Here is a 22,116-nt window from a genome sequence, read left to right on the forward strand (position 1 = left end):
AGGTATTCAGAATTCAGTAGTCAGTAGTCAGTATATTTTAAGACGATAAGCCGTTCTCTCATTTGCCTTCTGACTCCTGTCTTCTGACTCCTGACTACTGTTTTTTCTACCGTTCTCCGCTGCTTACATTCAGCAAGTGGCCAAGTTTTTTCTGCTTGGTGGACAGATAAAAACGGTTGTTTTTACCCGGTCTTATTTCCACCGGCACCCGTTCAACAATCTGCAGCCCGTAGCCTTCCAGCCCGGCGATCTTCCGGGGGTTGTTCGTCATCAGACGGATTTTTTTAAGTCCAAGGTCCGCGAGAATCTGCGCGCCAAAACCATAGTCGCGCAAGTCAGCCGGAAATCCCAGCGCCAAATTAGCCTCGACCGTATCCTTGCCCAAGTCCTGCAGGTGATAAGCCCGGATTTTGTTCGCAAGGCCGATGCCGCGTCCTTCCTGGCGCATGTATAGGAGAACCCCGACCCCCTCCTCGGCAATCATTTCCATCGCGCGGGCCAACTGGTCCCCGCAGTCGCAGCGCGTCGACCTGAAAACGTCCCCGGTCAGGCATTCCGAGTGCACTCTTACCAGGGGCGCTTCCGCTTGGCTCAGATCACCCATCACCAGGGCTAAGTGCTCCTTGCCGTCCAGCAGGCTTTCATATGGCACAGCCTTAAACTCACCATATTTCGTCGGCAATTGTGCCGATTCAATCCGCCGCACCAGCATCTCGGTACGCCGCCTGTGCTGAATCAAGCCGGCTACAGTGATTATCTTTAAGCCGTGTTCTTTGACAAACTCCATCAATTCGGGCACCCTCGCCATAGTGCCGTCTTCCTTGATAATTTCGCAAATAACTCCAGCTGGGTATAGACCGGCCATTCTGGTCAAATCCACAGCGGCCTCGGTGTGTCCCGCCCGCCTTAAAACCCCGCCTTCCTTGGCGCGCAGCGGGAATATGTGGCCCGGACGGCGCAAGTCATCCGGTTTAGTGTCGGGATTCAAGACCGCCTTGACGGTCATAGCCCGCTCGTAGGCGGAGATGCCGGTGGTGCAATCTTTGGCGTCGATGGAAACAGTGAACGCCGTGGCATGCGGGTCGGTGTTGTTGGTTACCATGGCCGGCAGGTCCAGCTCGTCAAGACGTTTTCCGTTAACCGGCAGGCAAACCAAGCCGCGCGCATGCGTAATCATGAAGTTAACCGCTTCTGGGGTGACTTTCTCAGCAGCCATAATCATGTCACCTTCGTTTTCACGATCCTCATCGTCCACCACCACAATCATCTTGCCTTGCCTGATATCCTCGATCGCTTCTTCAATTGTGTTGAATTTCATTGTGTCCGCCTCCTTGCAATATATAATCCAGGTAGTCAGCATTCAGTAGTCAGTAGTCAGAACATTTCAAGACGATATACCATTCTCTCATTCTAACTCTTGACTCATGAGTAGTTACCATAATCTTACACAAAACCATGTTCCGCCAAGAAACTTAAACTTATTTTTGATTCCCCGCCGCTGCTATCCGGGAAGGCGGCCAATCTTTCGATATATTTACCGATTACATCCCCCTCCAGGTTCACAGAGGCGCCCGCTTTCTTTAAACCCAACGCGGTGGCGTGGGCGGTATGGGGAATAAGTGACACCTGAAAGCTGTCCGCCTGCAAATCCACTACTGTCAGGCTAATCCCGTCAATCGCCACCGACCCCTTTTTAATAATATAGCGCATCACTTCATGGGGCGCCCGGATGGTAATCAGGGTGGCAATATCATGTTTCTCCAAACGGGTGATCGTTCCGACCCCGTCAATATGCCCGCTGACAATGTGCCCGCCCAACCTGTCTCCGAGCCGCAAAGCCCGTTCAAGATTTACCCGGTCACCTGAATTTAAAGCGCCGAGATTGGTTTTCGACAGGGTTTCAGCCATAACATCGACAGTAAACTCCTGCGGGAGCAAGTGAACCACCGTGAGACACACCCCGTTCACCGCGATACTGTCACCAATCCGCGCGTCCTCCAGCACTTTTTCCGCTCTTATAGTTAGCTGGGCGGAAGCAGCCCCCCGTTTGATCTCCTTAAGTGTTCCCAGTTCCTCGACGATACCGGTAAACATTGTTTACCACCTCGATATTATTTTAAATATCCTTCTATACAAAAGTCCGGCCCCATACGGCTCACCTTTACACGCTCAAGTTCCGCGGCTTCGGACAAGTCATCAGCTCCCCGGCCGCCAACCGGACCAGGCGCTTCCCGCCCGCCGATAATCTTCGGGGCGATAAACCAGACTACTTTATCAACTATTCCAGCAGCCAACGCGGAACCGTGCACCCCGGCGCCACCTTCGATTAATAAGCTGGTAATCTCCTGTTTGCCCAATATTCTCAACAGCTTCGCCAGCTCCACCCGCGGGCCTTCATTAACCACCAATACTTCCGCGCCAGCCTGCCGCAGCGCCTCCAGCCTCTCCGGCGAAGCACCCGCGGTTGTGGCGATTATAGTAGGCGCTTCTGAATGCTGGTTCAATACATTTGCGTCAAGCGGAGTATTGGCCGTGCTGTCCACGATTATCCTCACCGGATCACGCCCTTCCCCATTGGCAAGACGCGCGGTAAGAGAGGGGTTGTCGGCCCGCACCGTACCTATACCAACCAGAATAGCGTCATACCAGTCTCTCAGACGGTGGCCGTATGCCCGTGCCTCAGGACCGGTAATCCATCTTGATTCCCCGGTACAGGTGGCAATCTTGCCGTCCAGGCTCATGGCCGCCTTGGCCACCACGAAAGGAAGTCCGGTAGTGATATATTTGATAAAAACTTCGTTTAGCTCCAGAGCTTCTTCTTTCATCACGCCGGTGACGACTTCTACCCCGGCATCTTTAAGCCGCCGGATTCCCCCACCCGCAACCAGCGGATTCGGGTCAATTGTGGCAATGATTACTTTTGCCACTCCGGCGGCAATCACCGCATCCGCGCAGGGGCCGGTGCGCCCGTGGTGGCAGCATGGTTCCAGCGTCACATACAGGGTCGCGCCGCGGGCTTCATTTCCCGCCTCCGCCAGGGCCAGCACCTCGGCGTGCGGTGTACCCGCCCGGGCATGGTAGCCCTGCCCGACTATCCGGTTGTCTTTGACAACCACCGCCCCCACCATCGGGTTGGGGCTGGTGCGGCCACGCGCCCGCGCGGCAAGTTCCAGAGCCATTTTCATATAGTGCCTGTCCATAAACCCCACCAGTTTTATTAAAATCAAAAAACCCCGGGCAATAAACCTCAGGGTTTTAATCATACAAAGGTAAGCAACCTTCTGAAATAACATATCTCAAAAAGGCCCCATAAACCTTCTCCCATCCAGACTTTTACTGTCGGCCCCGGCTTCTCACCGGATCAACCCTGTAAGGGTTCGCGGGCTCGGCGCATCACGCCACACCGCCGGTACGGAATCGCACCCGTCCCTGAAGGTATTGCCTTATTAACTTCAATCATTATTATATGGCCGTATTTATTAGATGTCAACCTCTATCCAGATGGGATCCAGATGGGATAAATAAGGCTACATCTGTACCATATCAGCGTTAAATCTCAAGACCCAACACCTCTTTCAGGTAACGTTTACGGTACGGGACGAAGTCAATGTAATCAATTATGGTCCTTTCCACAAAATCGGTCTGGGTATCCTCATTTATTTTTTCCGTTTCAATCCACGCACCCGCACGGGGTGCGACATCGAGCGGCTAGCAATTGAGTTAAAGGTGTGATTGCTCACGGAAACTGACAGTTAAGGGACCACCGCCAATGGCAGTGATCAATATTTATTAAGTAGCATAGGGAGTAACGGAGTTTCGCAGACCCCTCCCTATGCCCACAAGATGGTGGCTAGAAGCCCCCACTGCAAGATGAGAATAACAATTTTTTGCCCAGATGTCCAGAGTTATCTTGAAAATCCGGAAAGTTTTCTTCCTGATAAACCGGTCTGCCTTAACAATCCTAATCATAAGCCCTATTGGAATGCGAGCTGGGAACGTGGTCTGCATTTGGATCATGTTCATTCCACCGAGATTCCTCTTTTCAACGCTTACTGCAAAGAATGCCACGAGACAATCAGCTATTGGCCGGAGTTCGTATTGCCCTACCAAAGAGAACCACTGGAAACCCATGAGCAGGCGGTGATTGAGCACCTGCAAGGAATCAGCATTAGCGAAAGCGCGGCCCGGATCGGATACGATTCACGAACCGTATCCCGGTGGATAAAGCTGACCTTCACCCAAGCTCAAGCACTTGTCGGCCATGTCGTCCGGCGCATTCTCAGACTTATTGGGGCAGAGATACTACCGTTAGCCCCGGCGGTGGCCACGGAAGCCACAAGGCTCCTGCTTGCCTGGTTACATAGCTATGCCGGTTGGATTAGCTTTCCTCGCCTGCACCGGCTGATAGGCTTGTGCAACCTGCTCGGCATGGGGGACTGGGACCTGTGGGGCGCCCCTTTAGGGAAAGCCAGAGCCCGGGTGAAAGAAGCAAGTTCACCCGGCTAAATCTCTTTACGAACGAGGATTTCCCACAAACCATGGCTCTCGCCAAACTTTCTGACTTGAATCATGATGGTGATTAGAGGAAATAAGTCCTTAAAATCAGAGTCAGGAGGTAAAAATGGATGAAAGAACCATCAGATGACAGGCGTTTATTGGTGGCCATGCAGAGATTTGAAATTATTGCGCCATTGCTGAATCGGCCTCTGCCTCGCGGTGTTCAAAAGACCATTCTTGAGGAGTTGGCCGGCAAGATGCACCTTAATGCGGAGAATCGCCTTATCACCTTGGGAAAGCGCACGATCGAGAGATACCTGAGCAACTACTTGAAGTTCGGACTGGATGGCCTGAAGCCGAAAGTCCGCCCGGAACAAGGAGTGTTGAAAGCCTTTCCGCCGGGAGCCCTGGATGAGGCCGTAAATATACGGCTGGCCCGTCCCGAACTGTCAGCGGACAGCATCATTGAGGAACTGCGTTCAGCTAAGGTGCCCGGGGCGCAGCAGATGAGCGTCAGCACGTTGAACCGCCATCTGCGCCGCCTGGGCAAAGATCGCCCGGCTCTGAAGCGAACTGTACGAAAGCGCTACCGCCTGCTCAGCGTGGAGGGCGCCCACGTGCTCTGGATATGTGATGTCTGGGACGGTCCCTATCTTACCGACGAGTTGACGGGCAGGAAACGGCGGCTCCGCCTGGTCGCCATTATTGACTCGTATTCGCGCTACATTGTCCACGCCGAGTTCTATTTCAACGAAAACCGCCCCTGCATAGAAGATACCCTTATGAAAGCCATTTTGAAACATAATCTACCCGAGGTCTTCTATTGTGACAACGCTAAGGTGTTTCGCTCCCGGCATATGAAACGCATTGCGGCGGAACTGGGCTTCAGTGTTAAGCATAGCCGCCCCGGAATACCTCAGGGTCGCGGCCGGATTGAAAGGTGGTTCAGAACAGTAGCCGAGAAATGCGAACCCCTGTTAAAAGAGCAGATCAACTCCGGCAAGGTGACCACATTATATGAGGTAAACAATTTCTTTGCCGCCTGGCTGGAGAGACGCTACCATTCCCGCCGTCACAGCACCCTGAAGATGAGTCCCCGTGAGTTTCTGGAGAATGCCGGAGGTAGCCATCTGGACATGTCTCGCCATGTCGATCCGGCTACCGTGCATGAGGCATTTTTGTGGCGGGAAAACCGGGGAGTGAGCCCGCTTGGAGCAGTGAGGCTCCAAGGTAACCTCTACGAGGTGGACGAGAGTCTGCTCGGCAAGACCGTCGAACTACGATTCAACCCCTACGACCTGAGGCGTATCCTGGTTTACTGCGAGGGCACCTACCGGTGCGAGGCCCGTCCCTACCAGATGAAGAACTTCACCGAAAAACGGGTTCAGGAGCGTCAGACCGACAGCCGGAACGCCTTGGATAAAGCCATGCAGGCCATTGTGCAAGAGCACCGGGAGGAAATCAAGGAACGCTCCGGTCTGTCTTTTGCCAAGGCCATGGGGGTGAAACACGGTGAATAGCCCCTACTTCTTCTTTACCCGGGAGCCTTTCTCACGGGAATTATCTCCTACGGAAGTATTCGTATCCAAAGGGCACCAGGAACTGCTGGCCAGACTCCGGCATGCCATAGATACCGGCTCGCTGGCGGTGATTACCGGGCAGGTCGGTTCCGGCAAATCCACAGCCATCCGTTCTGTTATGCATTCCCTGGAGACTTCGCGTTACCGTTACATCTACTTGGCCAGTTCTCAACTCGCGCCGGCGGAATTTTATCAGAGTCTACTTTACCAAGTCAATGTCCAGCTTGGCCGGGGTTTTTCTGAAAATAAACGCTTAGTGGCGCAAGCCATGCTGGAATTGCACCGAAAAGGGATAAAACCGGTGGTAGTAATTGATGAAGCCCAAGAGTTGACAGTACCCATGCTTAGTGAACTGCGCTTTGTTCTTAACTACCAGACGGACTCCTTTTCGCCTTTAATGGTGATACCCGCCGGTCAACCCCAGCTTGCCGAAACACTGCACCTTCAGGTGTTGGAATGCATCCGGCAGAGAATTAACGTACACTATCGTTTACCGTGCCTTAATGAAGATGAAATTTCCGCTTATATTCTGCACCACCTGAGAGTAGCCGGACAGGAAAAGCAAATCTTTACAGATTCGGCGATACAACTTATTTACCAGTTTTCCAAGGGTATTCCTCGCCGCATTAACAACATATGCCGGTATGCCATCGTGGCGGCAATTGTAGCCGACAGTCCGACAATTGACGTAGATGCAGTACAAAAAGGCCTCGAAGACGACAACTTAATCTAGTCTGTAAAACTTAGGCCCTAATTTGACCAATTAGGTCTTACGATAATTACTGGGAGGTATCCGGTGTGATTGAGCAATCAATACCTTTAAATGATGCTCGGCAAGACAGGCGGAAATTGGAAGATTTCTTTATTACTACCGGTTTCTATGATTTACTGCCTCTTGCCTTGAAAGTGGCCGTAAGTTTGGGTTATAACCAAACTGAGATGATTGAAGCTATATGCAAAGCAAGTGATAAATGCAACCATTATCCGCCAACCAAAAACAGAACTGCTTGGTTTCGGAAGGTTTTTGAGGAGAAGTTGCGGGAGGCCAGAGGGGATATCTTGACCTATAAGGCCAGGATGAAGTACTTAAAAAAATAGTCAAAAGCGATTATGATTGATTGATGACTGACAGACCGACAGACATAGTTTAATATGCTTTTATCAACTCGGTTTTTAAAATTGCTAATTTCTAGCTAAGGGACTAATGCCAATGGTGGTGGCTTTCGAAACGGACCATCGCCATTGGCGCTGATTTTTAAACTGGTTAACTGTTGCCATTGACGGTAACCAAAATGTCATTGATTAATGACATTGGCGATAATTAACTTGCCGCCAAGGAACGTGAACCGCTACATTAAAGGGATTTGTTTCAATCCACGCACCCGCACGGGGTGCGACTGTATATATACTACCTGCTTTTAGGTTTCCGGCTGTTTCAATCCACGCACCCGCACGGGGTGCGACACAAGGCGTGCCGGTTTGACGGCGGGTGCATGGTTTCAATCCACGCACCCGCACGGGGTGCGACCGTCAGCTTATGGAGCAACAGGGCATGACGCAGTTTCAATCCACGCACCCGCACGGGGTGCGACCCTATGGTACCGTAACAAGCGCCAGGCTGCTTGGTTTCAATCCACGCACCCGCACGGGGTGCGACGCAAGAGCGAGTTCGATAGCAACCGGACTTAGTGTTTCAATCCACGCACCCGCACGGGGTGCGACATTTTATATTCAGTATATTTGTTATATTTAACTGTTTCAATCCACGCACCCGCACGGGGTGCGACAACCATCAAAAGTATTAGTACCTTCTGCATCATGTTTCAATCCACGCACCCGCACGGGGTGCGACTGAAAAATATAAAGATATTGAATTACCTTATGAGTTTCAATCCACGCACCCGCACGGGGTGCGACCCTCCCTGTCGGATAGTGCGACAGATCTATGAGTTTCAATCCACGCACCCGCACGGGGTGCGACTTTGATGGATTTACACTAAGTTATGAATTATTGTTTCAATCCACGCACCCGCACGGGGTGCGACATAAAATCATAACCCGGTATAGCAACTACGTCAGTTTCAATCCACGCACCCGCACGGGGTGCGACTTCGTCCAGGCTGGACGTGATAAGGGCAGCTAGTTTCAATCCACGCACCCGCACGGGGTGCGACGGCATAGCCTGCCTGACGAGTCGTTGAAAACTACGACGTTTCAATCCACGCACCCGCACGGGGTGCGACCCACCCGCAGCATCGACAGGGAAGCCCTACTCGTTTCAATCCACGCACCCGCACGGGGTGCGATGGCGAAAGAATCATAGTTGGTCGCCGTGCCGCTGTTTCAATCCACGCACCCGCACGGGGTGCGACCGACTACTGCAAAGCCAAAAAATACGAGGTTGTAGTTTCAATCCACGCACCCGCACGGGGTGCGACCGATTAAATGGTTTCATAACCCTGTTGGTAGTGTTTCAATCCACGCACCCGCACGGGGTGCGACATTCTGGCAGAAAAAGCTCTACTCATGTCAGGTGTTTCAATCCACGCACCCGCACGGGGTGCGACGAGTATATTTTGATTTCGGCACCCACGACGACGTTTCAATCCACGCACCCGCACGGGGTGCGACTCCATATGAAGAATTATTTATTGCAATATGGGCGTTTCAATCCACGCACCCGCACGGGGTGCGACTGATATTACTGGATTCCTTATAGGGTAGGGTATGTTTCAATCCACGCACCCGCACGGGGTGCGACGCAGCAGGGACCGGATGTACTCAGAAACTGACTTGTTTCAATCCACGCACCCGCACGGGGTGCGACGAAGCCGGCAAGGTAAAGACCTTGCCCAGAAAGTTTCAATCCACGCACCCGCACGGGGTGCGACGGGGTGCCGCATTATGTCGGCCACCCCAACACGTTTCAATCCACGCACCCGCACGGGGTGCGACAAGCCTTACAGCCACAAGAGACTCTCATTTTTTGTTTCAATCCACGCACCCGCACGGGGTGCGACATGAAAATAATGGTGAACGGCTACGGCTACAGCGTTTCAATCCACGCACCCGCACGGGGTGCGACTCAAGCGCCGAGACACTAAAAGCGATTCGGTTGGTTTCAATCCACGCACCCGCACGGGGTGCGACAGCTGGGGTTTATATCCAGAACGGGAGAGAGAAGTTTCAATCCACGCACCCGCACGGGGTGCGACCTGGATTCGTTGCCATTCTCGATCATTGGCTTTGTTTCAATCCACGCACCCGCACGGGGTGCGACCGCATTAGCCGAGAAAATGCGGCAGCGGGTATGTTTCAATCCACGCACCCGCACGGGGTGCGACAATTTGACAAGGATTTTACAGCCGAAACCGATCTGTTTCAATCCACGCACCCGCACGGGGTGCGACAATGTTGTAACATTGTTACAAGAACACAAACTGTTTCAATCCACGCACCCGCACGGGGTGCGACCCAAGTATAGGAGCTTGGCAATCTTACAGAGGCGTTTCAATCCACGCACCCGCACGGGGTGCGACACATTTTATCGGATCTCAAAATTGACTATGATGTTTCAATCCACGCACCCGCACGGGGTGCGACGACTTCACCAACGACCTACACGACCAATACCTTGTTTCAATCCACGCACCCGCACGGGGTGCGACATTGATTGGTTGATGGGTAACGGCCACATGTTGTTTCAATCCACGCACCCGCACGGGGTGCGACCTACACCAAGGAACAGGCAACCGAGCTTTATAAGTTTCAATCCACGCACCCGCACGGGGTGCGACGCAGTTTTACAATGGGGTGCTTTGATGCAGATGTTTCAATCCACGCACCCGCACGGGGTGCGACATAACGTATTGTATTGATATATTCTGATAGTTTTGTTTCAATCCACGCACCCGCACGGGGTGCGACCCGCTGAGCCTGTGATTGGGTATATGTGGACCGAGTTTCAATCCACGCACCCGCACGGGGTGCGACGGTCGAGAAAATTTAAGGAGGTTTTATTATGCGGTTTCAATCCACGCACCCGCACGGGGTGCGACTCCCAATCCGGGTGTTTTGGGTTCATATCCTTATGTTTCAATCCACGCACCCGCACGGGGTGCGACCACTCCTTCACACTTTATTCCCGGACTATTTACGTTTCAATCCACGCACCCGCACGGGGTGCGACAGTTTTCAATCCTGCAAGGGCTGTTTTAGTTAGTTTCAATCCACGCACCCGCACGGGGTGCGACATGGATTTGAGGCCGTATCAGCAAAGAGCAAAAGTTTCAATCCACGCACCCGCACGGGGTGCGACGTGGAGGCAAAAGCCTACATGCCATAGTCAAAATTGTTTCAATCCACGCACCCGCACGGGGTGCGACACCTGATTGAGCTGGACCCAACTGAGGACCTGCTGTTTCAATCCACGCACCCGCACGGGGTGCGACTTTGATTACCCGGTGCATTATGTGGATGATGTCGGTTTCAATCCACGCACCCGCACGGGGTGCGACTGGTTTAGGCGCACCAACTGCTTCCGCGATACTAGTTTCAATCCACGCACCCGCACGGGGTGCGACGGACATAGTGAATAAGATAAAGACTGATGCGGATGTTTCAATCCACGCACCCGCACGGGGTGCGACCTAAACTCTTTCGTTTCACCCTGGTACTCTTGGTTTCAATCCACGCACCCGCACGGGGTGCGACTGTCCCGGATGCCGGGGGTGATGCGAAACGACCGGTTTCAATCCACGCACCCGCACGGGGTGCGACTTGTTTTTGGTTGGACTGGTTCAGCCACGAGTTGTTTCAATCCACGCACCCGCACGGGGTGCGACCTAATTTTTGTAATAACATGACATACGAGAATGTTTCAATCCACGCACCCGCACGGGGTGCGACTTTCAATCTTGTTATGAATATAATCCAATGTTGTTTCAATCCACGCACCCGCACGGGGTGCGACTAACAGGCCAGGCTGTTTGCCAAACGGTTTGGAGTTTCAATCCACGCACCCGCACGGGGTGCGACGGCAAATCTAAACGACCTTAAGGTGGCTATTGAGGTTTCAATCCACGCACCCGCACGGGGTGCGACTCCATCAGCGCAGCTTTCAAAGTGTCGGAAGTGTTGTTTCAATCCACGCACCCGCACGGGGTGCGACCCCCTTGGGGTCACCAAACCGGATAGCACAGATGTTTCAATCCACGCACCCGCACGGGGTGCGACAAATTTTGTCCCATGATTTAATCCTCCCTGGGTGTTTCAATCCACGCACCCGCACGGGGTGCGACCTAAAATCAAGTTATCACCACCCTTCTAAGCAGTTTCAATCCACGCACCCGCACGGGGTGCGACGTCAATGCGCTGGCTGTCGTTCTTGTGTTTTTTAGTTTCAATCCACGCACCCGCACGGGGTGCGACTCTATTATCTCCGCTGGATCATAAGGTAACGTGTTTCAATCCACGCACCCGCACGGGGTGCGACCCAAAACGCCGATCAATATTGCTGTGGCCATAGAAGTTTCAATCCACGCACCCGCACGGGGTGCGACTTCGTCATATTTCCCTTGCGAATATATCTGGCTGTTTCAATCCACGCACCCGCACGGGGTGCGACCCAGGCATTTTACTAATCTGTGCATAGATCACCGTTTCAATCCACGCACCCGCACGGGGTGCGACCGGATGTTGGACAGGCAGATTAGAGGTTACATTGTTTCAATCCACGCACCCGCACGGGGTGCGACTGGAATTTGCCTTAGAGCATGAGATGATTGAGAAGTTTCAATCCACGCACCCGCACGGGGTGCGACAGAAAAAAAATAGCAGAGCAGTATGATTCGATGTTTCAATCCACGCACCCGCACGGGGTGCGACTCACTCGAAGGATAGGCCGGTGAGGTGACGGGAGTTTCAATCCACGCACCCGCACGGGGTGCGACTCATCAGCTTCCACCACCTTGCCCGTAGGAGATAGTTTCAATCCACGCACCCGCACGGGGTGCGACGGCCTGGGTCAAATGGCGGGACGGTATGGTAATTGTTTCAATCCACGCACCCGCACGGGGTGCGACCTAACCCCGAGGCCACCAGTGGCGGCGCACCAGAGGTTTCAATCCACGCACCCGCACGGGGTGCGACTCAATAGATTTATCACGCTGGCGTTTTTCCTCGAGTTTCAATCCACGCACCCGCACGGGGTGCGACTGGGCTAATTGTTCAAACTTTTCACGGCACATATGTTTCAATCCACGCACCCGCACGGGGTGCGACTGCCTGAAACGGTGCAAGAAAATATTTCACGTGGTTTCAATCCACGCACCCGCACGGGGTGCGACTCAGATTTGAAAGTTATCGACCCCACCGGCAAGTTTCAATCCACGCACCCGCACGGGGTGCGACAACCTAGCCACTCTATTTGTTGATCTGCAGAATGTTTCAATCCACGCACCCGCACGGGGTGCGACCGCATAGACTGAAAAGCCCGTCATTACCTCTTAGTTTCAATCCACGCACCCGCACGGGGTGCGACGTCAACGTTTTGGTCGTTGGACTGTGATTAAAAGTTTCAATCCACGCACCCGCACGGGGTGCGACAAAGAGGTGGCGGCAAGGCTTAGAGAAGCAAAGTTTCAATCCACGCACCCGCACGGGGTGCGACCGCACGATGGATACTATTAAAATTCGCATGAAGTTTCAATCCACGCACCCGCACGGGGTGCGACTTAGTTCGCATACCAAAGATGCGGAGAAGGAGTGTTTCAATCCACGCACCCGCACGGGGTGCGACCTGGCCCTGGAGCCACTTGATCAGCTTTGAGCCTGTTTCAATCCACGCACCCGCACGGGGTGCGACGGGGGGACACAGGTGGTTATATTGGTTCAAGTGTTTCAATCCACGCACCCGCACGGGGTGCGACTTCCCATGGCTTTTGCAAGGATATCCCATGCAGGTTTCAATCCACGCACCCGCACGGGGTGCGACCCCTGATACTGTTGCAGTTGCCAATACAATTATCGTTTCAATCCACGCACCCGCACGGGGTGCGACTTCCGCCAGCCGTGTTGATAACGATAGGCTGGGTTTCAATCCACGCACCCGCACGGGGTGCGACTTTGCCATCCAAGTATATCTTCTCTTTGTCAGTTGTTTCAATCCACGCACCCGCACGGGGTGCGACATTTGATTTTGTCAGTGATGTCCGCATGCTCGGAGTTTCAATCCACGCACCCGCACGGGGTGCGACAGCGAAGCGTCAGCGTTTGTTTCTATAATATCAGTTTCAATCCACGCACCCGCACGGGGTGCGACGAACCTGGAAGCTGTCTAAGCCGTCCCTCGGAGTGTTTCAATCCACGCACCCGCACGGGGTGCGACGAAAAGGATATCGCAAAAACAACCGCCGATTATGTTTCAATCCACGCACCCGCACGGGGTGCGACGGTCATCCAGAGCCGACAGGGGCACTGTATACTGTTTCAATCCACGCACCCGCACGGGGTGCGACACATCACCGGAATTAGACACCTATCAAGCAAGTGTTTCAATCCACGCACCCGCACGGGGTGCGACTTTTACCATCGAAGATGCGAATCGCTGGGGAGAGTTTCAATCCACGCACCCGCACGGGGTGCGACTTACAGTAACTGAGCTAAACCTGAATCTGATGCCGGTTTCAATCCACGCACCCGCACGGGGTGCGACGCCAGCTACGATCCTTCAAGGCCACGGCGAAAGTTTCAATCCACGCACCCGCACGGGGTGCGACGGGATTGCAACGTGATACTATAGCCGGTTGGCTGTTTCAATCCACGCACCCGCACGGGGTGCGACAATCCAGGAAAAAGCGAAAAAGGCCGGCTACAAGTTTCAATCCACGCACCCGCACGGGGTGCGACCTAGCCATGACTTCCTTGTGTCATCCACAGAGGTTTCAATCCACGCACCCGCACGGGGTGCGACAGGGTTAACATCACGGATTTATCTCCAGAAATAGTTTCAATCCACGCACCCGCACGGGGTGCGACACAAGGCGTGCCGGTTTGACGGCGGTTGCGTGGTTTCAATCCACGCACCCGCACGGGGTGCGACGGTTTAGGCGCACCAACTGCTTCCGCGATACTAGTTTCAATCCACGCACCCGCACGGGGTGCGACTTAAGGCGGAGAGATACCCCGCAGGGTTTGAAATTGTTTCAATCCACGCACCCGCACGGGGTGCGACTATTGCTAACTTTGAGTTGTTTGATCCAACACCGGTTTCAATCCACGCACCCGCACGGGGTGCGACTTTGCAGTTTATTCCAACTCACTCCATTATCTGTTTCAATCCACGCACCCGCACGGGGTGCGACGTTGATTGGCGAATTTATCAACATCTTCGAGGGTTTCAATCCACGCACCCGCACGGGGTGCGACTTAAGCCCGGCTTTCTGTTTCTTCCCTGATATTGTTTCAATCCACGCACCCGCACGGGGTGCGACCCATCCAGGTAAGCAAGGAGCATTTTCCGGGGATGTTTCAATCCACGCACCCGCACGGGGTGCGACAGACAAGGCACTCGCGGCGGCAAAGAGAGCAAAGTTTCAATCCACGCACCCGCACGGGGTGCGACACAGTTGTAAGGTGGTGTCATCAATGATGGGCGTTTCAATCCACGCACCCGCACGGGGTGCGACGGTCCGTCATCGCTGAACCTTCGCGTTGCCTGGTTTCAATCCACGCACCCGCACGGGGTGCGACTTACCGTAGGCACTGCGTCCCTGGGTATAGTGTGTTTCAATCCACGCACCCGCACGGGGTGCGACCCTATTTTAGGGTGATTCCAGGCCGGTATTTTGTTTCAATCCACGCACCCGCACGGGGTGCGACGAAATGCTGGTTTTAAATTCACTAAAGATGAAAAGTTTCAATCCACGCACCCGCACGGGGTGCGACCCTACTCCTTATGATGCTGTTGCCATTATTGAGTTTCAATCCACGCACCCGCACGGGGTGCGACGCTCCAATACGAACGTGAGGAATACTACCTTGACGTTTCAATCCACGCACCCGCACGGGGTGCGACGCCAGGCAGCCTTAAAAATATCCCAAACAATCTGTTTCAATCCACGCACCCGCACGGGGTGCGACCGATGGGTTTAATGGTAAAAAGAGGATTAAGCGTTTCAATCCACGCACCCGCACGGGGTGCGACCAACGGCATCCAGCATTTATGATGCTTTGTGTGTTTCAATCCACGCACCCGCACGGGGTGCGACTGTGAAAAAGCGAAAGGCTTAAAGCTGCAAGAGGTTTCAATCCACGCACCCGCACGGGGTGCGACTTTACCTGCATGTTACCAAGCCAATGAGGAAAGGTTTCAATCCACGCACCCGCACGGGGTGCGACGAAAAGTGTGATTTTTGTTTCAAGATGTACCCATGTTTCAATCCACGCACCCGCACGGGGTGCAACGGCCACGGAGCTATCTCGCTTTCCATTTTAACGGTTTCAATCCACGCACCCGCACGGGGTGCGACACACTCGTCCTTCGCCTCCCCTTCTGGGCCAAAGTTTCAATCCACGCACCCGCACGGGGTGCGACAAAATATCCTGTCCAGTGTAAAGAGTTTTTTAAGTTTCAATCCACGCACCCGCACGGGGTGCGACCAAGTATGGAGAAGTTAGAAAAAGTGGTTAATGTTTCAATCCACGCACCCGCACGGGGTGCGACAAATATACAATTGTCAGAATACTTTAGAGAAAGTTTCAATCCACGCACCCGCACGGGGTGCGACCGAGACTGCCGCAAGTATTGACCAGTTTGTTCAGTTTCAATCCACGCACCCGCACGGGGTGCGACAGGGGCGCCGGCGGAGCAAAGATTCCGCATCGAGTTTCAATCCACGCACCCGCACGGGGTGCGACAGGCGGCGCTAAAAGAGGCTGGCAATTGATGGCTGTTTCAATCCACGCACCCGCACGGGGTGCGACCTTCCACGTCAACAGGCGCGTCCTGGCCTAACGTCGTTTCAATCCACGCACCCGCACGGGGTGCGACAAAAATAAGGCCACGCGGGATGCCTTCCAGGTTGTTTCAATCCACGCACCCGCACGGGGTGCGACTGACTATGGCATGTAGGCTTTTGCCTCCACTGTGTTTCAATCCACGCACCCGCACGGGGTGCGACCCAGTGCTTTGATATAGTTTAAGCCATTTATTTGTTTCAATCCACGCACCCGCACGGGGTGCGACAACGAGGAGTAATTACTCCATGCTTATATATGACAGACGTTTCAATCCACGCACCCGCACGGGGTGCGACCAATGTTGCAATCACATCATCTTTCAATGATGTGTTTCAATCCACGCACCCGCACGGGGTGCGACAACATCTTCGTGCGGGTAGTTATTAGGCGTATGGCAGTTTCAATCCACGCACCCGCACGGGGTGCGACTCACCAAATCAAAGTACATGCAATCTTCGTCCTGTTTCAATCCACGCACCCGCACGGGGTGCGACTCCAGCCAAGGCGTGACAGCATATCAACTGAGGGTTTCAATCCACGCACCCGCACGGGGTGCGACCACGTTCATGCGGTCCTCGCGGTCAGTCTCCAGGTTTCAATCCACGCACCCGCACGGGGTGCGACTAGCTGATGGCTTTGAGCAAGACCTGGGCTGGAAGTTTCAATCCACGCACCCGCACGGGGTGCGACGGCAGAATCTCACCGCAACAGCAGCTTTTAAAGTTTCAATCCACGCACCCGCACGGGGTGCGACTTCAGCAAAGAAAGATATCTGAATGAGATAGTCGTTTCAATCCACGCACCCGCACGGGGTGCGACCGGAGCATGCCGAGAAATTAGTACCCCGGGGAATGTTTCAATCCACGCACCCGCACGGGGTGCGACTGGTCCTTTGTGACGAGGCGATCCGTTTAAAAGTTTCAATCCACGCACCCGCACGGGGTGCGACTTAATCAGATTGCCACCCCAAAGGTGATTCGTTGTTTCAATCCACGCACCCGCACGGGGTGCGACCCAACTGGTTAACCGGCTTAACCAGATTATCAAAGTTTCAATCCACGCACCCGCACGGGGTGCGACACCGGCGAATGAACCTCCCTCGGATAATGGTGAGTTTCAATCCACGCACCCGCACGGGGTGCGACTACTCGGTTTGGTGTTGGCTCACCGATGCAAATCGTTTCAATCCACGCACCCGCACGGGGTGCGACAGGTTATCAAGCTATTCCATAAGGTATTTGGCGTTTCAATCCACGCACCCGCACGGGGTGCGACTGAATAGGAAGGTCAGTCGCATCAAGTTCCAGTGTTTCAATCCACGCACCCGCACGGGGTGCGACCTATATTAGCAATGGTAAGTAGTGCATTTCAAGGTTTCAATCCACGCACCCGCACGGGGTGCGACCATTCAAGAGGAACTTGCTACTAAGGAGGGATGTTTCAATCCACGCACCCGCACGGGGTGCGACGCGGTCCGGTCAACCAGTATGTATATGTCAGTGTTTCAATCCACGCACCCGCACGGGGTGCGACTCGGTATCTCGTTTGACTTCTCGATGTCCGTAAGTTTCAATCCACGCACCCGCACGGGGTGCGACATATTCGGTAAATACATTCAAAAACCTGTAAGTGTTTCAATCCACGCACCCGCACGGGGTGCGACCCGCTTATCGGGAACATATACCAGCGGCCTGGTGTTTCAATCCACGCACCCGCACGGGGTGCGACCCATTTGTGTTTTAAGCGCATCCAACTGCGGCTGTTTCAATCCACGCACCCGCACGGGGTGCGACCAACCCAACCTGTTAACCTTGTTGACAAGGTGGTCGTTTCAATCCACGCACCCGCACGGGGTGCGACATTTTCGGCGGGGCAAAAGTCTCCTGGACCGGTGTTTCAATCCACGCACCCGCACGGGGTGCGACTATATGGTGCGTCGGCTTATTCCGCTGGAATGTGTTTCAATCCACGCACCCGCACGGGGTGCGACATCACGCTGGCCGGCTGGGAAGCAAAACAAAAGGGTTTCAATCCACGCACCCGCACGGGGTGCGACGGATCTCTGGGAGAACAGAATACTGCACAAAAAGTTTCAATCCACGCACCCGCACGGGGTGCGACATCTCTCCTTCAAGCACCTTGCGGGCGTACTCGTGTTTCAATCCACGCACCCGCACGGGGTGCGACCTCTGGCTACTGACATGGCTGGTTTGACTCCCGAGTTTCAATCCACGCACCCGCACGGGGTGCGACGTGACTGGCGTAGAAGCCCTGAAAGTCTGGATTGTTTCAATCCACGCACCCGCACGGGGTGCGACTATTTCCTACCGCGCCGGCACTCTTGATGAACTGTTTCAATCCACGCACCCGCACGGGGTGCGACTCTGCGTGACTCACAGGGTAGTTTATGGGCAGTGTTTCAATCCACGCACCCGCACGGGGTGCGACCAGTGTGGCAGAAAACTCATCTTTTAACCTGATTGTTTCAATCCACGCACCCGCACGGGGTGCGACGCAACCTTTACCGGCCATGGACCTGGTATTTTTGTTTCAATCCACGCACCCGCACGGGGTGCGACAGCATTTCCTGTGTTGTTCCGGATGCTCTCGGTGTTTCAATCCACGCACCCGCACGGGGTGCGACATGCCAACCCGACAACCGGAGGAACTGACATTGTTTCAATCCACGCACCCGCACGGGGTGCGACTCCAAGCTATTTGTTTTGTTACTGTACAAAATGTTTCAATCCACGCACCCGCACGGGGTGCGACAAGCATTTCCTGTGTTGTTCCGGATGCTCTCGGTGTTTCAATCCACGCACCCGCACGGGGTGCGACGCGGCAGAATTGCAGAGGAGGTGTATACGGCGAGTTTCAATCCACGCACCCGCACGGGGTGCGACTGTAGTTGATATTGAAGAAGCAAAGCAATTGTTGTTTCAATCCACGCACCCGCACGGGGTGCGACTGTCCATTTTAAGCCATAATAAAATCATGCTTTAAGACAAATAATCTCGCGAAACTAACAATATATTTCAATTTAATAAATATTTTTTTGCATAAAAAGATTCTAATAACCTTTCATTACAGACATGCGAACAACCCTGAAAAATCATGTTTACTTAGGGTTCGCATCAAATCATCAGAACCCCTTCTGGATCATACCCACACTTAGTGCCAACATGCTCAACACGATTTTTCCAGTTGTTCCCCAGAAAATAGAAGCGCACACTATCTTTCTCCGGATTAATAATCTTTTCTAAACGGTTTTTTAATATTGCGAATTGTGTTGGATCAAGCAAACATTCAAAAACAGAGTTTTGAACACGTTGTCCATAATTAACGCATTGTTTAGCCACTTTTCTGAGGCGACTTTTGCCCGAAACTGTCGTAACATTCACATCATAGGTAATTAAAACCATCAATGTCAACACCTCACTTCCAGAAAAACGGCGGATAATCTTCCATGTCACCCCGCATATGCCTTGCCAGTAGCAAAGCCTGTACATATGGAACAAGCCCCAGAGGAATTTTTTCTCCCAAATAAGGATGTGTGATTACCTCTTGTTTTCGTTTTTGCCAGGCAGTCAACACTTCCTTGCGGGTATCATCTTCCATTATCACAGCACCATTTTCTTTTACATTAAATCCATCGGAAGAAATTTGATTACGGTTAATTAATGTCACCGCCAGCCTATCCACTAAATGAGGCCGCATTTCTTCCATAACATCCAATGCAAGACTTGGGCGTCCAGGTCGATCCCGATGCAGGAATCCAACCTGGGGGTCCAACCCGACACTCTCCAAGGCAGCCACAACTTCATGAGTAAGCAATGTATATAAAAACGATAGCAAAGCATTTATTCGATCCGTCGGAGGTCTTCGATTCCTGTTAATCATCTGGAAATCATCTTTTTGATTCAGTATCAGCTTATTAAAATTAGAAAAATAGAGATGCGCAGCCTCTCCTTCAATTCCTCGTATAGCGCTTCCATCTGCTGCTCTTTCCAATCGCTCCGGCATTCTTGCCAATAACACGAGTGAATCTCTCAAATTATTATCAACAATCTCCGGATGATCTCGCAACACACGGTGTAATACGGCTCGGCTATTGATAATTTTGGCTGCAACAAATCGCCGGGATAAGCGGGATGATATAGTCTCATCATCCGACCAGCGATACTGGGTGCGTCTCAATAGAACATTGCCGGATATATTGCCTGTTATGCGGCCCATAAACTTACCGTATGTTGTTAGAAAAGAAAGCGCCACACCGCGTTCACAACATAAATACATCAGTTTAGGACTTGCTCCTGCAAATCCAAAGCACACGATGCCTTCTAAATTATGCACAGGAATACGAAACCTGATTTCATCCTCAATTTTAACGAGAACATTTTCACCATCACATGCTAAATAAGCATCCGGCATAGTTACATAGAGTGTATTTAGAAGCCGTCTCAAAGATCATCCACCTCCACGCGGCACATGCGCGACAGGTAATCCTCTACCGGGCGATGACGTAACATCCAGTATGGCTGACAGTACTCAGTGAGAGAACATTGAGAACAATGTTTCCCTTTTTGTGCTTTGGGTGTTAGCCCCTCACGCGCTAGCTGATGCATGCGTATGGAAAGTTCGATAGTATGCTGTCTAAGTCGTAGATCTAATGTAACCAATTCGCGGTGTTTGGTTTTTCCATAAAAGAGAAACCCTGAAGAAATGGATACTTGTAACATTTCTTCCAGCGCCATGGCTTGCGCACATAATTGAACAGCATCCCGGTCATCAGGTTTGGGTCGCCCCCGCTTATATTCAATAGGAACCGGACGCCACCAACCCTCGCGGTTTTCCAGGTGGCAGGTTTCACCTTCAATATTAATCTTGCTTTGATGGAATTCTACAACATCCGCTATGCCCCGTAGTCCAAGTGCATGTGAGATAATCGGCATGCTTCTGACAACCCGCAATTTCTTACGGCTTTCATCTTTGAAGGGATCGTCCGCGCGATCATGGAGTTGCTTTCCCTCTACAGTGCGAACATTCTCCGCCCAGATTTGCTCCAGGTGAATGAGCGCCCATTGCCGCTCACAAAAAGCCATATGTTGGATGCCAGAGAGAAGGAGAAAGTCTTCGTCTGAATAAAGCATCATCAGTGCTCAATAATCGTGACACCGCCAGGTTTCCCGGCATGATTGACATTGATAGCGTAATCATCGAAAGCCCTTGGCGGTTTGGTGTCATCAATGCGCTTGGCAGTTACCAAATCGAACAGTTTGTGTGCGGGAGCCTTACCCAGCGGCGTCTCATGTTCAAATATGATCAACTTCCGGCTTGCCATTTTTCCGCGAGCGGCGGAGTGGTCGTGCTCAAACATATTCATCAAAGACTCCCAAAAGAGCTCCAAATCAGCCTCTGAAAAACCTGTCTTTTGTGCCAGCGGGGCCGAGATATAGCCTTCCGCGCGATAGAGCGCATATGGTATTATGTGTTTGCGCCCCATAGTGCGTTCCTTATCCGCATCTTTTTTATTGGCCACAGCCATACGGGTAATGGTTATTTCCTGGGGGACAACCGGATCCAAACTCCTTGCAAAGCTGAACTGGACCGGGCCACGCACCTGGCCACAATTCACTTCCATTGCCATGACCGCGCCAAAAGCTCGAATGTCATAGAACCGGTCACACATATACTTCGTTACTTGTTTAGCTTGTTCGGGATCTTTAGGGAGCTTTTTGGGTTCCGGCTTGATTTTGAGCTCCGTATATGCTTCTTCGTGAAGATCATTCAAAACAGCTTTTTCCCGGACATAAATATCGAAGGGACTCTTTCCTCCTTGCGCCAGCTCAATATAGTTCCGCACTTTTCGCTTCAGGCATACGTCTGTGACAATGCCGTGGCTGGTTTCCGGATCGATTCGCGGCATATTCCCGGCATCGGGATCACCGTTGGGATTGCCGTTTTCCACTTCAAAAAACAGTACGAACTCATAACGCTTATTCAATATGCTGCTCATTTT

The 22,116-nt window shown here is 52.7% G+C and carries 11 protein-coding genes, 1 CRISPR repeat array and 1 riboswitch; of the genes, 4 read left to right on the plus strand and 7 right to left on the minus strand.

What is annotated here, in order from left to right:
• Window positions 1-106: 106 nt before the first annotated feature.
• From L7E55_RS07130 to ribD, 3 genes are all read right to left on the minus strand, one after another.
• Complete coding sequence (locus L7E55_RS07130; protein ID WP_277443423.1) at window positions 107-1,318, minus strand: bifunctional 3,4-dihydroxy-2-butanone-4-phosphate synthase/GTP cyclohydrolase II; 1,212 nt, start codon at window positions 1,316-1,318, stop codon at window positions 107-109.
• Between the two features lie 125 nt (window positions 1,319-1,443).
• Window positions 1,444-2,094, minus strand: coding sequence for a riboflavin synthase (locus L7E55_RS07135; RefSeq protein ID WP_277443424.1), 651 nt, complete (start codon window positions 2,092-2,094; stop codon window positions 1,444-1,446).
• 17 nt (window positions 2,095-2,111) lie between these two features.
• Window positions 2,112-3,200 (minus strand): bifunctional diaminohydroxyphosphoribosylaminopyrimidine deaminase/5-amino-6-(5-phosphoribosylamino)uracil reductase RibD, encoded by a 1,089-nt coding sequence (ribD, locus tag L7E55_RS07140; RefSeq protein ID WP_277443461.1) that lies wholly within the window; start codon window positions 3,198-3,200, stop codon window positions 2,112-2,114.
• A 109-nt stretch (window positions 3,201-3,309) separates the two neighbouring features.
• Window positions 3,310-3,441, minus strand: a riboswitch (FMN riboswitch).
• A gap of 567 nt (window positions 3,442-4,008) precedes the next feature.
• Between ribD and L7E55_RS07145 the strand changes: the two genes are divergently transcribed.
• The 4 genes from L7E55_RS07145 to L7E55_RS07160 all read left to right on the plus strand — a co-directional run bounded on the left by L7E55_RS07145 (window position 4,009) and on the right by L7E55_RS07160 (window position 7,175).
• A complete protein-coding gene (locus tag L7E55_RS07145) occupies window positions 4,009-4,506 on the plus strand; it encodes a helix-turn-helix domain-containing protein (RefSeq protein WP_277443425.1) in 498 nt (165 codons plus the stop codon).
• Between the two features lie 119 nt (window positions 4,507-4,625).
• Window positions 4,626-6,017 (plus strand): DDE-type integrase/transposase/recombinase, encoded by a 1,392-nt coding sequence (locus L7E55_RS07150; protein WP_277443426.1) that lies wholly within the window; start codon window positions 4,626-4,628, stop codon window positions 6,015-6,017.
• Window positions 6,010-6,810, plus strand: coding sequence for an ExeA family protein (locus L7E55_RS07155; protein ID WP_277443427.1), 801 nt, complete (start codon window positions 6,010-6,012; stop codon window positions 6,808-6,810). Before L7E55_RS07150 ends, L7E55_RS07155 begins: the two co-directional genes overlap by 8 nt.
• A 65-nt stretch (window positions 6,811-6,875) precedes the next feature.
• Complete coding sequence (locus tag L7E55_RS07160) at window positions 6,876-7,175, plus strand: hypothetical protein (RefSeq protein WP_277443428.1); 300 nt, start codon at window positions 6,876-6,878, stop codon at window positions 7,173-7,175.
• A gap of 268 nt (window positions 7,176-7,443) precedes the next feature.
• A CRISPR array of direct repeats spans window positions 7,444-19,065; the repeat unit is 32 nt; unit sequence GTTTCAATCCACGCACCCGCACGGGGTGCGAC.
• A 166-nt stretch (window positions 19,066-19,231) separates the two neighbouring features.
• Here the strand turns inward: L7E55_RS07160 and cas2 are convergent.
• The 4 genes from cas2 to cas7c are packed head-to-tail and all read right to left on the minus strand — an operon-like array spanning window position 19,232 to window position 22,113.
• Complete coding sequence (gene cas2, locus L7E55_RS07165; protein WP_277443429.1) at window positions 19,232-19,522, minus strand: CRISPR-associated endonuclease Cas2; 291 nt, start codon at window positions 19,520-19,522, stop codon at window positions 19,232-19,234.
• 10 nt (window positions 19,523-19,532) lie between these two features.
• Window positions 19,533-20,561: a type I-C CRISPR-associated endonuclease Cas1c gene (cas1c, locus tag L7E55_RS07170; RefSeq protein ID WP_277443430.1), complete on the minus strand. Its 1,029-nt coding sequence runs from the start codon at window positions 20,559-20,561 to the stop codon at window positions 19,533-19,535.
• Window positions 20,558-21,250 (minus strand): CRISPR-associated protein Cas4, encoded by a 693-nt coding sequence (cas4, locus tag L7E55_RS07175; RefSeq protein WP_277443431.1) that lies wholly within the window; start codon window positions 21,248-21,250, stop codon window positions 20,558-20,560. Before cas4 ends, cas1c begins: the two co-directional genes overlap by 4 nt.
• Window positions 21,250-22,113, minus strand: coding sequence for a type I-C CRISPR-associated protein Cas7/Csd2 (cas7c, locus tag L7E55_RS07180; RefSeq protein ID WP_277443432.1), 864 nt, complete (start codon window positions 22,111-22,113; stop codon window positions 21,250-21,252). The genes cas4 and cas7c overlap by 1 nt, the downstream gene beginning before the upstream one ends.
• Between the last annotated feature and the right edge of the window lie 3 nt (window positions 22,114-22,116).

The organism is Pelotomaculum isophthalicicum JI, assembly GCF_029478095.1.
In the GTDB taxonomy this organism is placed as follows: Bacteria; Bacillota; Desulfotomaculia; order Desulfotomaculales; family Pelotomaculaceae; genus Pelotomaculum_D; species Pelotomaculum_D isophthalicicum.